This window comes from Streptomyces sp. NPDC048659 (assembly GCF_040650575.1).
Taxonomy (GTDB): Bacteria; Actinomycetota; Actinomycetes; order Streptomycetales; family Streptomycetaceae; genus Streptomyces.
Genome location: NZ_JBEZHM010000029.1, coordinates 1 through 14,049, shown reverse-complemented (window position 1 = coordinate 14,049; position 14,049 = coordinate 1). Strand labels below are relative to the sequence as shown.

Below are 14,049 nucleotides of genomic sequence, written 5' to 3'. Positions count from 1 at the left end.
TGTCAGGCGGGTACGACTCCCGGGGCCGCCGGGGCGCACTGCGCGCGCAGCGACTCGTGCATCGGCATCGCGGTGAGGCCGGGGTGGTAGACGTGCAGGCTGACGGCCGGTTCGAGGGAGTCGTTGGCGACCTCGTGGACGTAGCCGGGCGCGAAGACGCGCTGGGCGCCGGCGCCGAGGGTGCGCACGCCGCGCTCCGTACGCTCCGTCAGCTCGCCCTGGAGGACGGTGAGGACGCCGGAGGAGGCGCCGTGGTCGTGGCCGCCGCTGCCCTGTCCGGGCAGCCAGGAGAGCAGCCAGACCTCGTAGCCGGGCCCGGTGCGCAGGCGGTGGTACCAGCGGGTGGTGGCGTCGTACTCGACGTACGGGGCCCACTTGGCGCGGTCGGCGGCGATCTCGCGGGCGAGACCGGCGAACTCGGCGACGGTGGCGGGGTGCTCGCGGGCGGGCTGCAGGAGGTGCGGGACCTCAAGGATGTCGCCGGCGATCTGAAGGTCGCTGTCCATGTTCATGGGTGCGGTGGTTCCTCGGCAGAAGTGCTGGGGTGTCGCGATGAGGGGAGCTGTCGCGGGGGCGGCGCGGGGGCCGCGGACGCGCGGCGGGAGGCCGCGGAGGGGGGTGCCGGAGCGCTGCGGTGGGACGCGCGCGTCAACAGGCGGTCGGCAACGTCAACAACAGGGACGGCAACAGCAACAGCGTTCCCAGGCAGCGCCGCGGCACCCACGGGCGTGGGTCGCGAAGGGCGCTGAGGTCGCTGGCATGGCACCAAAGTGGCGGGAGGGACACCCGACTGTCAACTCAATGCCCGATTTGGGGCTAATGTTTCACCTCATCCGGTTACAGTGCCCGGAGAAAGGTTTGTGCAGCGCGTGACCAGGAGACATCGCGCTGCAACCGTGCCCGTAAACATGGCGGCGGTCCCGTGATCAGGCTGTGATCCGGATCGCTTCCATGGCTGGATCGCAACAGGATCCATGTCTCGGTCGTCCTTCCCTATGAGGACGCGACGGTGAGTCAGGTCGGTGGCATGTGTCACGTTTTTTGGTGATTTGAACACTTTCCGCATACGCTTGGTTCCGCAGAGTGAATACGGGGCCCAATAGCAGATCTCGGCTTGACTCGCACAGAGCACGAACTTGTAATTTCACTCGTGTCGTTCGGCCGGATTCGGTAGCGGCAACATCACGGGGACGCAGAGACAGACGAGGGGCGCAGATGACCGAGACGTTCCAGGAACTGCTGGTCGAGGACGCGGAAGAGGAACTCGGCTGGCAGGAGCGCGCGCTGTGCGCCCAGACCGACCCCGAGTCCTTCTTTCCCGAGAAGGGCGGCTCGACGCGCGAGGCCAAGAAGGTCTGCCTCGCCTGCGAGGTCCGCTCCGAGTGTCTCGAATACGCGCTGCAGAACGACGAACGCTTCGGCATCTGGGGCGGCCTCTCCGAGCGCGAGCGCCGCCGCCTCAAGAAGGCCGCCGTCTGAAACCGGCCACTCCCCGGCGGGCGCCCGCCGGGCCGTCCGAGGCGGCCCCGGGGCCCACAGACAAAGACGTACACAACGAACGGTCCGCATCCTGTGCTCTGTCCACAGGCGGCGGACCGTTGTCGTGCCAGCCGTTAGTGTGGGCCTCCGTCCGAGACGCACCGCACCCACGCCCCTCGCGGGGCGACCCCCGGCCGGAGGGCCCGTAGCTCGATGTCCTCAACTCCTGAGTTCCCGCGACACGTCGTCACCGCCGTGCTCGTCGCCCACGACGGCGCCCGCTGGCTGCCGGACGCCCTCGCCGGGCTGCTCGCCCAGGAACGCCCCGTACAGAACGCCGTCGCCGCCGACACCGGCAGCGCCGACGACTCCGCGCAGCTCCTGGCCGACGCCCTCGGCGCCGACCGCGTCCTCCACCTCGCCCGCCGCACCGGCTTCGGCACCGCCGTCGAGGAGGCCGCGCGCACCGCGCCCGCGCTCGGACCCGAGGACCTGCCCTACCTGAAGCGCCCCAGCGGCTGGGACCCGGTCAGCAGGACCTGGCAGGACGAGAACTACGAGCTGCCCGAACTCCCGCACGGCGAGCCCGTCCAGTGGCTCTGGCTGCTCCACGACGACTGCGCCCCCGAGCCCGGCGCCCTCGCCGAACTCCTGCGCGTCGCCGACTCCGACGCCCACGCCGCCGTCATCGGCCCCAAACTGCGCGGCTGGTACGACCGCAAGCAGCTCCTCGAAGCCGGCGTCACCATCGCCCGCAGCGGACGCCGCTGGACCGGACTCGACCGCCGCGAACAGGACCAGGGCCAGCACGACCAGGTCCGCCCCGTCCTCTCCGTCTCCAGCGCCGGCATGCTCATCCGCCGCGACGTCTTCGAGGAGCTCGGCGGCTTCGACCGCCGGCTGCCCCTCATGCGCGACGACGTCGACCTGTGCTGGCGCGCCCACGCCGCCGGCCACCGCGTCCTCGTCGCCCCCGACGCCGTCCTGCGGCACGCCGAGGCGTCCGCCCGCGAACGCCGCACCGTCGACTGCGCCGGCCGCACCGCCGCCGACCCGCACCGCGTCGACAAGGCCGGCGCCGTCTACACCCTGCTGGCCAACACCCGCGGCGCCGCCCTCCCGTACGTCCTCGTCCGGCTCGTCGTCGGCACCGTGCTGCGCACCCTCGGCTACCTCGTCGGCAAGGCCCCCGGACAGGCCGTCGACGAGATCATGGGCCTGCTCGCCACCCTGCTGCGCCCCGAGAAGATCCTCGCCGCCCGCAAGCGCCGCAAGAACCCGGCCGTCCCCGCGAGCGAACTGCGCCCGCTGTTCCCGCCGCCCGGCGCCACCATCCGCGCCGCCGCCGAGCAGCTCACCTCCCACTTCGGCGGCGACGACACGGACGCCGGCTCCCGCCACGGCGCCGTCGAGTCGGGCCCCGGCGGCGACGACGCCGACTTCATGGAGGTCGAGCAGTTCGCGCGCCTGAAGAAGGTCGCCGGCAGGCCCGGCCCCCTCCTCTTCGCCGTCCTGCTGGTCGTCTCCCTCGTCGCCTGCCGCGGCCTCCTCGCCGGCGGCTCCCTCGCCGGCGGCGCCCTGCTGCCCGCCCCCGACACCGTCTCCGGCCTCTGGTCCCGCTACGCCGACGGCTGGCACGCCATCGGCGGCGGCGGCACCCAGACCGCCCCGCCCTACCTCGCCGTGCTGGCCGCGCTCTCCGCCGTCCTCCTCGGCTCCACCTCCCTCGCGCTGACCCTGCTGCTCGTCTGCTCGGTCCCGCTGGCCGGCTTCACCGCCTACTTCGCCTCCCGAGGCATCGTCGAATCCCGGCTGCTGCGCGCCTGGGGCGCCGTCGCCTACGCCTTCCTGCCCGCCGCCACCGGCGCCCTCGCCACCGGCCGGCTCGGCACCGCCGTCCTCGCGATCCTGCTCCCGCTGATCGCCCGCGCCGCCGTCGCCGCCCACGGCTTCGGCCGCGCCGAGCGCGGCAGCTGGCGCGCCACCTGGGCGTACACCTTCCTGCTCACCTTCGCCATGGCGTTCACGCCGGTCGTCTGGCCGCTCGCCGTCGTCCTCGGCCTCGGCGTCCTCGTGCTCCGCCGCGACGACATCACCGCGTACGGGCTGCGCTTCCTCGCCGCCGTCGGCACCCCGCTGCTCGTCCTGGCCCCCTGGTCGCTCTCGCTGCTGACCAGCCCCGGCGACCTGCTCGGCGAAGCCGGCCTCGCCATCCCCACCGGCGCCGCCTCCGCCCTCGACCTGCTCGGCACCAGCCCCGGCGGCCCCGGCACCATCGGCGGACTCGTCCTCCTCGGCTTCGTCCTCGCCGCCCTCGGCGCCCTGCTCCGCGAGGAGCGCGCCTTCGCCGTCCGCGCCGCCTGGGCCGCCGCCCTCGCCGGACTCCTCCTCGCCGTCCTCGGCAACGGCACCGGCGGCACCGGCTGGGCCGGCCCCGCCACCCTCGTCTACGGCGCCGCCCTGCTCGCCGCCGGCATGATCGGCGCCGAGGGCGGCCGCACCCGCGTCGCCGCCCACGGCTTCGGCTGGCGCCAGCCCGTCGCCGCGCTCATCGCCCTCGCCTGCGCCCTCGGCCCCGTCGTCGCCGCCGCGAGCTGGATGATCGGCGGCGCCGACGGCCCGCTCACCCGCCGCGACCCGGTCCAGGTGCCCGCCTTCGTCGCCGAGGAGAGCGCCACCCGCGACCAGGCCCGCACCCTCGTCCTCGGCGGCGGCGCCGCGGGCCGCGTCGACTACACCCTGGTCCGCGGCTCCGGCGCCCGCCTCGGCGACGCCGAGCTCGCCGCCGCCGCGGGCGGCGACTCCCGCCTCGACGACGTCGTCTCCCACCTCGTGGCCGGCTCCGGCGCCGACCAGACCCAGGAGCTCAGCGGCTTCGCGATCCGCTACGTCCTGGTACGGGACGGCGCGCCGCGCTCCATGAGCCGCGTCCTCGACGCCACCCCGGGCCTCTCCCGGCTCAGCCAGCTCGACGGCAGCGCCCTGTGGCGCGTCGACCGCGAGGTCGCCCGGATCACCATCGTCCCCGGCACCGCCAAGGGCGCCCCCGCCGCACCGGCCGCCGACGGCACCGAGGCCGCCAAGACGGTCGCCGTCGCCGCCGGACCCGTCGAGGCCCACACCACCGTCCCGGCCGGCCCCGCCGGCCGCGTGCTGCGGATCGCCGACCGCGCCGACGCGGGCTGGACCGCCACCCTCGACGGCAAGCCGCTCACCCCGGTCACCGTCGACGGCTGGGCCCAGGGCTTCACCCTCCCCGCCGAGGCCGGCCGCCTCGACCTCACCTTCGACCAGCCCCTCACCCACACCGTGTGGATCTGGACCCAGGTCGGCCTCGCCGTCGTCCTGCTCGTCCTCGCCCTCCCCGGCCGCCGCCGCGACATCGACGACGACCTGCCCGAGGAGGAGCTCGCCATCCCCGCGCCCGCCGCCGAGGGCGACGGCCGCCGCGCCCGCCGCCTGCGCGCCGCGGCGGAGGCCGAAGCCGAGGCCGAGGCGGCCGCGCCCGCCGCCGCGCCGGAGCCCGTCCCCGCCCCGGTGCCCGCCCAGCAGACGCACGAGCCCCAGCCGTACGAGCCGCAGGCCGCGGAGGGCTACGAGCAGCCCCAGGTCCAGTACGCCGAGGCCCCCGGCTACTACCAGCAGCCCCAGGGCCAGGACCCGTACGCGTACCCCCAGCAGCAGTACGGCGAGCAGTACGCCGAGCAGGGCTACGACCCGTACGCCCAGCAGTACCCGCAGCAGTCCAACCCGCAGCAGGCGTACCCGGAGCAGCAGCCGTACGCGGAGCAGCCGTACGCCGAAGGGGCGGCCTACGACCCCTACGGCTACGGGTACGACCCGGCCGCGCATCCCGGCCAGGTCCCCGAGCAACAGCAGCAACAGCAGCAGCGTCCCGACGGGAGCAGCCACCAGTGAAGCGCACCACCCTCTCCCTGATCGCGGTCGCCACCGCCCTCGCCGCCGTCACCGGCGTCGCCTCCCTGACCGCCCCCGACGGCACCGCCGCCCCGGCGGCCCAGGCCCCCGCCCGGCTGCCCGTGGAGCGCTCCAGCCTGGTCTGCCCGGCCCCCAGCCTGTCCGAGGTCGCGGAGACGCTGTACACCGCGTACACCCCGCCCGGCACCGGCAAGGGCCGCACCAGCGAGACCGGCGGCTCCACCGCGGCCCGCGCCGAGCTCAGGCCCGCCGCCACCGCCGCCGGCCCCGGCGACACCGCCGCCAAGAAGCCGAAGGCGCCCAAGGCCCCGGCGCCCGTCACCAAGCCCGGCACCCCCGTCACCGCCGAGGCCGACGGCGCCACCGCGCCCGCCCTCACCGGCACCGCGAACGGCGTCCTGGCCCCCGGCTGGACCGTCCAGCAGACCACGGTCAACCCGGCGGGCGGCGCCCGCGGCCTGCTCGGCGCCTCCTGCACCGCCCCCGACACCGAATTCTGGTTCCCGGCCGCCTCCACCGCGAAGCAGCGCCAGGACTACGTCCACCTCACCAACCCCGACGACAGCGCCGCCGTCGCCGACATCGAGCTGTACGGCCCCGAGGGCGTCCTCAAGTCCCAGATCACCGAGGGCATCCCGGTCCCCGCCCACTCCACCGTCCCGGTGCTGCTGCCCACCCTCACCGGCGAGGCGGCCCAGCAGGACGTCACGGTCCACGTGACCACCCGCAGCGGACGCGTCGGCGCCCTCATCGGCTCCGCCGACGACAAGCTCGGCAGCGACTGGCTGCCCGCCTCCGCCGACCCCTCCGCCACCGCCGTGCTGCCCGGCATCCCCGCCGACGCCACCTCCGTACGGCTGGTGGCCTTCGCGCCCGGCGACGACGACGCCGACCTGAAGATCCAGCTGGTCACCCCGACCGGCGCGATCGTCCCGGCCAGCGCCTCCTCCCTGCACGTCAAGTCGGGCATGACCGCGGGCACCGACCTCAAGGACCTCATGCGCGGCGAGCCCGGCTCGCTCCTGCTGACCCCGTCCGACCCGAAGAAGCGGACGCCCGTCGTCGCCGCGCTCCAGGTCGTCCGGGGCAAGGGCGACCGGCAGGAGGTCGCCTTCATCCCGGCGGCCGGCGCCATCGAGGGCCGCGCGACCGTCGCCGACAACCGCGCCAAGGGCTCCACGCTCTCCCTGACCGCCCCCGGCGCCGGCGCCGAGGTCATGATCACCGCCTCGGCGGGCTCGGAGGGCGGCACCCCGGTCACCAAGAAGCTCACCCTCAAGGCCGGGACGACCACGACGCTCCCGGCCCCCGTCCCCGAGGGCCTGAAGGGCAGCTACGCGCTGACCGTCGAGCGCCTCTCGGGCGGCCCCGTCCACGGCTCCCGCACGCTGGAGCTGCCGCGCGACGGCATCCCCATGTTCACGGTCCAGAACCTCGAGGACGACCGGGGCAGCGTCATCGTCCCCACCGCCCGGCAGGACCTGTCGGTCCTGGACGACTAGGGCAGGCCCAGAGCGGCCCCCGCACCCCGTACGGGTGGTGCGGGGCTCCCGTAAGAGTGGTGCGGCCCCCGGCGCGAACGCGTCCCGCCCGAACCCGGGGGCTCAGTCCTGCTCGTCCTGCCCGTACCGCGGATCCACGGACTCGGGGGAGAGCCCCAGCAGCTCGGCCACCTGCTCCACCACCACCTCGTGGACCAGCAGCGCCCGCTCGTCACGGCTCTTGGAGCGGATCTCCACCGGCCGCCGGTAGACCACCACCCGGGCCGGCTCGCCCTTCTCCGCCGGCGCCGAACCGCCCAGCGCCACCACGGCCTCGCCCGCCGGCGTCGGCGGGACCTCCATGACCAGGAACTCCACGTCCGCGAGCTGCGGCCAGCGCCGCTCCAGCCGCTCCACGGAGTCCAGCACCAGATCCCGGAAGGTGTCCGCCCGGCTCGCCGACAGCGGCACCTGCGGCGGGGCGACCGGCCCCCGCATCCCCCGGCCGTGCCGGTCGCGGCGCCGCACCCGGGGCGCGGGGCTGTCCTTGCTGCTGGTGGGTTCGGTCACTGACGCAGCGTAACTCTCTCCGGTCTTCCACGAGCTTCCCTTGCCCGCCCCCGGACCCCGCCCCGGCCGGCCGGACTGTCGGAAGCCGAGCGTTCCGGCCACACACGGGCCCGATTTCCGGGCCGCCCGTGATCGGCCATCTGGCCGTGACCGACCGAATCGGTACGCCGTGATGTCCGGATCCCGCCCCGCCGCGCCCGGCGCGGCGGGGCCCTTCCGCAGGTCGGAACGGGCGCCCGGAACGGTCCCGTGGCGGACGTCACACCACGACACGGTGGAGTGACCTGGGGGCGAGTCGTCGCGGCCCGCTCAAGAGTGCGGTACCGTCCAACGTCGTGAGCCCTGTACGTCGCTGTTCGCGCACTGCGTGCGGCCGGCCTGCCGTCGCGACACTGACGTACGTCTATGCCGACTCGACCGCGGTCCTCGGCCCGCTCGCCACCTACGCCGAGCCCCACTGCTACGACCTGTGCGCCGAGCACAGCGAGCGCCTCACCGCCCCGCGCGGCTGGGAGGTCGTGCGCCTCACCGACGGCTCCGCCCCCGCCCGCCCCAGCGGCGACGACCTCGAAGCCCTCGCCAACGCGGTCCGCGAGGCGGCCCGCCCCCAGGAGCGCGCGGCCGAGGCCGGCGGCAAGGGCGGCGGACGCGGCGGCGACCCCACGGAGGTCGGCCGCCGGGGCCACCTCCGGGTGCTCCGTTCCCCCGAGAACTGACTCCCCGGCGAGAACCGGCTCCCCGAAAACTGATCAAGGTCCCTTCCCGGGTAGTTTGGGCGTTCCGCACGCGCGCCGCATTCCGCGCGTCGGTGTTGCCGAGACTTCAGGAGGGTTGATCCGTGGCTGCTGACCTGTCGCAGATCGTGAAGGCGTACGACGTCCGCGGGGTGGTGCCGGATCAGTGGGACGAGGGACTCGCCGAACTCTTCGGCGCGGCCTTCGTGAAGGTGACGGACGCCGACGCGATCGTCATCGGCCACGACATGCGCCCGTCCTCGCCGGGCCTGTCCGCCGCGTTCGCCCGCGGCGCGGCCCGCCAGGGCGCGGACGTGACGCTGATCGGACTCTGCTCCACGGACCAGCTGTACTACGCCTCCGGCGCGCTGGCCCTGCCGGGCGCCATGTTCACCGCCTCGCACAACCCCGCCCAGTACAACGGCATCAAGCTGTGCCGCGCGGGCGCCGCCCCGGTCGGCCAGGACACCGGCCTCGGCGAGATCCGCGAGCTCGTCGAGCGCTGGTCGGACGAGGGCGCCCCCGCGGCGGCCCCCACCGAGGGCACGGTCACCAAGCGCGAGACCCTGGCGGACTACGCGGCCCACCTGCTCTCCCTCGTCGACCTCTCCGCCATCCGACCCCTCAAGGTCGTGGTGGACGCGGGCAACGGCATGGGCGGCCACACCGTCCCCACCGTCCTCGGCGGCCTGCCGCTCGACGTGATCCCGATGTACTTCGAGCTCGACGGCACCTTCCCGAACCACGAGGCCAACCCGCTCGACCCGAAGAACATCGTCGACCTCCAGGCCCGCGTCCGCGCCGAGGGCGCCGACCTCGGCCTCGCCTTCGACGGCGACGCCGACCGCTGCTTCGTCGTCGACGAGAACGGCGACCCGGTCTCCCCGTCGGCCATCACCGCCCTCGTCGCCGCGCGCGAACTCGCCAAGAACCCGGGCGGCACGGTCATCCACAACCTGATCACCTCCTGGTCCGTCCCCGAGGTCGTCCGCGAGCACGGCGGCACGCCCGTCCGCACCCGCGTCGGCCACTCCTTCATCAAGGAGGAGATGGCGAAGACCGGCGCCGTCTTCGGCGGCGAGCACTCCGCGCACTACTACTTCAAGGACTTCTGGAACGCGGACACCGGCATGCTCGCCGCGCTCCACGTCCTCGCCGCCCTCGGCGGCCAGGACGGCCCGCTGTCGGCCCTGGTCGCCGCCTACGACCGCTACGCGGCCTCCGGCGAGATCAACTCCACCGTCGACGACCAGGCGGGCCGGCTGGCCGCGGTCCGCGAGGCGTACGAGGGCCGCGACGGCGTCACCCTCGACGACCTCGACGGCCTGACGGTCACCGCCGCCGACTGGTGGTTCAACCTCCGCGCCTCCAACACGGAGCCCCTCCTCCGCCTCAACATCGAGGCCCGCACCGAGCCCACGATGACCGAACTCCGCGACGAGGTCCTCAAGCTCGTACGCGGCTAGGGCCTGGCTGTCGGCGGGGCGGGGGACCCGGTCCCCCCCCCCGGCCCGGCCCCACCGGGCCGCCGACCGCACACCCCCCGCTCCCGGCGGTAGGCTGACCTGGCCCGCGACCGCAGAAACGCCCGCCCCCGAAGGGACCCGACATGCCGCAGCTCGACGCCGGCCTCCTGGAGATCCTGGCCTGCCCGGCCTGCCACGCTCCCCTCGACGACCGGACGGCGCAGGAGACCCCGGAGCTGGTCTGCACGGCGGCCGACTGCGGCCTCGCCTACCCGGTCCGCGACGGCATCCCGGTCCTCCTCGTCGACGAGGCCCGCCGCCCCGCGTAACGGGCGACAGGGCGACCCGCGCCCGGCGCGACGATGACGGGGCGACCCGCCGACCCGCGCGACGGGTGACGGGGAGACCCGGGGGAAGACCACGCCGGCCGACACCGGCCGGCCCCGCTCCGACGACCGGAGGCCGACATGCTCGACGAGACGCTCCTCGACGATCCGGACGCCCTCGCCCTCGCCGACCGCCGCGGCCTGCTCCGCGGCGCCGCCGAGGCCGGCGCCCGGGTCAGGACCGCCGCCCGGCACGCCACCGAGGCGGGCATCGCGGAGCTCCGCCCCGAGGGCCGCCCGCGCGCCGTCCTCGTCGCGGGCCCCGGCACCGCCGCCGCCGGTGTCGCGGACCTCGTCGGCGCCCTGGCGGGCGCGGCCGCCCCGGTCATCCGCCTCGCCCCCACCGGCGTCGCCCCCGCGGCCGGCGCCCTGCGCTGGGCCCTGCCCGGCTGGGCCGGCTCCGTGGACCTGCTGCTCATCCCGACGACGGACGGCTCCGAACCGGGCCTCGGACTCCTCGCCGAACAGGCGTACCGCCGCGGCATCACCGTCGTCGCCGTCGCCCCGAAGACCTCCCCGCTCGCCGAGGCCGTCGGCCGCGCCCACGGCCTGCTCGTGCCCATGGCCATGGCCCCGCACGAGACCGTCGCGGAGTACGGCGAGACGCTCGCCGCGAGCCCCGGCGCGCTCTGGGCCCTGTTCACCCCGCTCCTCGCGCTGCTGGACCGCGTCGGCCTCGTCGACGCCCCGCCGGAGGCCCTGGAGCAGGTCGCCGACCGCCTGGACCGCACGGCCGAGCGCTGCGGCCCGGCCATCGCGACCTACGGCAACCCGGCCAAGACCCTGGCCGCCGAACTCGCCGACGCGCTCCCGCTGATCTGGACCGAGGGCCAGGCCGCGGGCCCGGCCGGCCGCCGCTTCGCCGCCGTCCTCGCCGAGCTCGCCGGCCTGCCCGCCCTCGCCGCCGAGCTCCCGGAGGCCATGCCGGCCCACGGCGTCCTCCTGGCGGGGGACTACGCGGCGGCCGCCGACCCCGACGACTTCTTCCGCGACCGCGTCGACGAGCCGCAGGCCCTGCGCGCCCGGGTCGTCCTGCTCCGCGACCGCGCCACCCGCAGGGGCCGGGCGCCCGGGGCCGGACGGGAGCGGGCGGACGGCACACCGCCCGCGGAGAGCCCCGGCCCGGAGACCCCCGGCCCCGAGAGCCCGGTGGACCCGGAGACCGGCGCCCTCAGCGCCGCGCCCGCGGCCCGCGAGCTCGTCCTCGGCCACGGCACGGCCCTCAGCGAGCTGGAGCCGGAGGAGGGCACGGCGCTGGAGGCGCTGGCCGAACTCCTCGCGGTGACCGACTTCGCCGCCGTCTACCTCTCCCTCGCCTCCGCGGGCCTGTCCCCCCGCTGACCACCCCGGCACCATGACCCGCCCCGCGCCCACCACCCCGTACGGCCCCCGCACCGCCCACGGCACCCGCCGCGGCCCCCGGCCCTTCACCGAGCGGCCCCGCGGCGGCCCCTTGACGTCCCCACAGCCCCTGTAGACAGACCCGACGGACCCGGCGGACCCGACAGACCCCGAGTCCTCACAGCCCCAACAAGCCCCACGACCCACACACCCACCAAAGACCCCACAGCCCTCACAGACCACAGACTCCTCACGGACCCCCACAGCCCTCACAGACCCCAAAGCCCCCGCAGTCCCCACGGCCCCCACGTCCATCACCGCACCCATCGCACTGAAAAGAGCTGGAAGCCCCATGGACCGCCTCGCCAACACCGTCCGCCCCTACGCCTGGGGATCGACGACGGCCATCCCGGAACTGCTCGGCCTCGCCCCCACCGGCGAGCCCCAGGCCGAGATGTGGATGGGGGCCCACCCCGGCGCCCCCTCCCGCACCGACCGGGGTCCCCTCAACGAGGTCGTCGACGCCGACCCCGTACGCGAACTGGGCCCGGCGGCCGTCGAGAAGTTCGGCCCGCACCTCCCCTTCCTCTTCAAGATCCTCGCCGCCGGCGCGCCCCTCTCCCTCCAGGTCCACCCCGACCTCACCCAGGCCCGCGAGGGCTTCGCCGCCGAGGAGGCCGCGGGTGTCCCGCTCGACGCGCCGCACCGCAACTACAAGGACGCCAACCACAAGCCCGAGCTGATCTGTGCGCTCACCCGCTTCCACGGCCTGTGCGGCTTCCGCGACCCGATCGACGCGGCCGACACGCTCGCCGCGCTCGGCGTCGACACCCTCAAGCCGTACGTCGACCTCCTCCACGCCCACCCGGCCGAGGCCGCCCTGCGCGAGGTCCTGACGGCGCTCCTCACCGCCGACCGCGAGGAGCTCGCCCCCACCGTCGCCGAAGCCGCCGCCGCGGCGGGCCGGCTGGGCGGCGCGTACGCCACGTACGCCCAGATCGCCCACCACTACCCCAACGACCCCGGCGTCATCGCCGCCATGCTGCTCAACCAGGTGACCCTCCAGCCCGGCGAGGCCCTCTTCCTCGGCGCCGGGGTGCCGCACGCCTACCTCGACGGCCTCGGCGTCGAGATCATGGCCAACTCCGACAACGTGCTGCGCTGCGGCCTCACCCCCAAGCACGTCGACGTGCCGGAACTCCTTCGGGTGGTCCGCTTCGAGCCGATGGACCCGGGCATCCTGCGCCCGGAGGCGTCCCCGGCGGGCGAGGAGGTCTACGAGACCCCCATCGACGAATTCCGCCTCTCCCGTTTCGTACGCCCCGAGGGCGCCGCCCCCACCGCCCTCACCACGGCGACCCCGCAGATCCTGCTCGCCACCGCCGGCCGCCCCGTCGTGAACGGCGCCGCGCTCGCGCCCGGCGACTCGGTCTTCGTCCCGGCGGGCGAAACGACCGAACTGTCCGGCGCCGGAACGCTCTTCCGTGCCACCGTCGTGGCCTGATGCGACAATGACCGGCCGAACGACGGCAGTAGGGCGGCACCACCGCGGCCCGTAGCAGCGACGAAGGGAACACGTAGACCCATGAGCGCGTCAGGCGGAACCAAGGCGATCGTGGCGGCGCTCGCCGCCAACCTCGCGATCGCCGCAGCCAAGTTCGTGGCGTTCCTCTTCAGCGGTTCGTCCTCGATGCTCGCCGAGTCGGTGCACTCCCTGGCCGACTCCGGCAACCAGGGGCTGCTCCTCCTCGGCGGCAAGCGCGCCCAGCGCGAGGCCACCCCGCAGCACCCCTTCGGCTACGGCCGCGAGCGGTACATCTACGCCTTCCTCGTCTCCATCGTGCTCTTCTCCGTCGGCGGCATGTTCGCCATCTACGAGGGCTACGAGAAGATCAAGCACCCGCACGCGATCGAGGCGTGGTACTGGCCGGTCGGCGTCCTCCTCTTCGCGATCGTCGCGGAGTCCTTCTCCTTCCGGACCGCGATCAAGGAGTCGAACCAGCTCCGCGGCTCGCTGTCCTGGAAGGAGTTCGTGCGCCGGGCCAAGGCCCCCGAGCTGCCCGTCGTCCTCCTGGAGGACCTCGGCGCCCTCATCGGCCTCGTCCTCGCCCTCGGCGGCGTCGGCCTGGCGCTGCTGACCGGCAACGGCGTCTGGGACGGCATCGGCACGGTCTGCATCGGCGTGCTGCTCGTCCTCATCGCGATCGTGCTCGCGGCCGAGACCAAGTCGCTGCTCCTCGGCGAGGCCGCCGGGCTCGACGAGGTGAAGCGGATCGAGGCCGCGATCGTCGACGGCCACACCGTCACCCGCCTCATCCACATGCGCACCCTGCACCTCGGCCCCGAGGAGCTGCTGGTCGCGGCCAAGATCGGCGTCCAGGGCGGCGACACCGCCGCCGAGGTCGCCGCCGCGATCAACGCGGCCGAGGAGCGCATCCGGGCCGCCGTCCCGATCGCCCGGGTCATCTACCTGGAGCCGGACATCTACACCGAGCGCCGGGCGGCCGAGACCGCCTGACGCGCACGAAGGGCGGAGGCCCCGGACCTGAACGAACGGGTCGACAAGGTCGCCAAGGACGGCGCCGTGCTCGCCTCCAACACCTCCGCCATCCCGATCACCAAGATCGCCGCGGTGACGGAGCGCCCCGAGTCC

The 14,049-nt window shown here is 74.8% G+C and carries 11 protein-coding genes and 1 pseudogene; 10 read left to right on the top strand and 2 right to left on the bottom strand.

What is annotated here, in order from left to right:
- Nucleotides 1–2 precede the first annotated feature (2 nt).
- Nucleotides 3–512 carry a cysteine dioxygenase family protein gene (locus AB0C99_RS22110; protein WP_362477505.1) on the bottom strand — a complete coding sequence of 170 codons (510 nt, stop codon included), beginning with the start codon at nt 510–512 and terminating at the stop codon, nt 3–5.
- Nucleotides 513–1,215: 703 nt separating this feature from the next.
- On the opposite strand from AB0C99_RS22110, the gene AB0C99_RS22105 reads away from it, so the two are divergent.
- The 3 genes from AB0C99_RS22105 to AB0C99_RS22095 all read left to right on the top strand — a co-directional run bounded on the left by AB0C99_RS22105 (nt 1,216) and on the right by AB0C99_RS22095 (nt 6,920).
- Nucleotides 1,216–1,479, top strand: coding sequence for a WhiB family transcriptional regulator (locus tag AB0C99_RS22105; RefSeq protein WP_046911872.1), 264 nt, complete (start codon nt 1,216–1,218; stop codon nt 1,477–1,479).
- 213 nt (nt 1,480–1,692) lie between these two features.
- Entirely contained in the window at nt 1,693–5,397 is a 3,705-nt protein-coding gene (locus AB0C99_RS22100) for a glycosyltransferase (RefSeq protein ID WP_362477503.1), read from the top strand.
- A complete protein-coding gene (locus tag AB0C99_RS22095) occupies nt 5,394–6,920 on the top strand; it encodes a DUF5719 family protein (RefSeq protein WP_362477500.1) in 1,527 nt (508 codons plus the stop codon). Before AB0C99_RS22100 ends, AB0C99_RS22095 begins: the two co-directional genes overlap by 4 nt.
- Before the next feature lie 102 nt (nt 6,921–7,022).
- On the opposite strand, the gene AB0C99_RS22090 is transcribed toward AB0C99_RS22095, so the two are convergent.
- Nucleotides 7,023–7,469: a metallopeptidase family protein gene (locus AB0C99_RS22090; RefSeq protein ID WP_362477497.1), complete on the bottom strand. Its 447-nt coding sequence runs from the start codon at nt 7,467–7,469 to the stop codon at nt 7,023–7,025.
- A gap of 284 nt (nt 7,470–7,753) precedes the next feature.
- On the opposite strand from AB0C99_RS22090, the gene AB0C99_RS22085 reads away from it, so the two are divergent.
- The 7 genes and pseudogenes from AB0C99_RS22085 to AB0C99_RS22055 form a co-directional block, all read left to right on the top strand.
- Complete coding sequence (locus AB0C99_RS22085) at nt 7,754–8,185, top strand: DUF3499 domain-containing protein (protein ID WP_362477708.1); 432 nt, start codon at nt 7,754–7,756, stop codon at nt 8,183–8,185.
- Nucleotides 8,186–8,307: 122 nt separating this feature from the next.
- Nucleotides 8,308–9,669, top strand: a complete 1,362-nt coding sequence (locus tag AB0C99_RS22080) for a phosphomannomutase/phosphoglucomutase (RefSeq protein ID WP_362477494.1) — start codon at nt 8,308–8,310, stop codon at nt 9,667–9,669.
- 143 nt (nt 9,670–9,812) lie between these two features.
- Nucleotides 9,813–9,998 (top strand): Trm112 family protein, encoded by a 186-nt coding sequence (locus AB0C99_RS22075; protein WP_362477491.1) that lies wholly within the window; start codon nt 9,813–9,815, stop codon nt 9,996–9,998.
- Nucleotides 9,999–10,136: 138 nt separating this feature from the next.
- On the top strand, nt 10,137–11,396 hold the full coding sequence (locus AB0C99_RS22070) for an SIS domain-containing protein (RefSeq protein ID WP_362477488.1): 1,260 nt from the start codon (nt 10,137–10,139) through the stop codon (nt 11,394–11,396).
- 352 nt (nt 11,397–11,748) lie between these two features.
- Nucleotides 11,749–12,900 carry a mannose-6-phosphate isomerase, class I gene (gene manA / locus AB0C99_RS22065; protein ID WP_362477485.1) on the top strand — a complete coding sequence of 384 codons (1,152 nt, stop codon included), beginning with the start codon at nt 11,749–11,751 and terminating at the stop codon, nt 12,898–12,900.
- 81 nt (nt 12,901–12,981) lie between these two features.
- Nucleotides 12,982–13,914, top strand: coding sequence for a cation diffusion facilitator family transporter (locus tag AB0C99_RS22060; protein WP_362477482.1), 933 nt, complete (start codon nt 12,982–12,984; stop codon nt 13,912–13,914).
- Between the two features lie 24 nt (nt 13,915–13,938).
- A pseudogene (locus AB0C99_RS22055) lies at nt 13,939–14,049 on the top strand (3-hydroxyacyl-CoA dehydrogenase NAD-binding domain-containing protein); the annotation flags it as partial.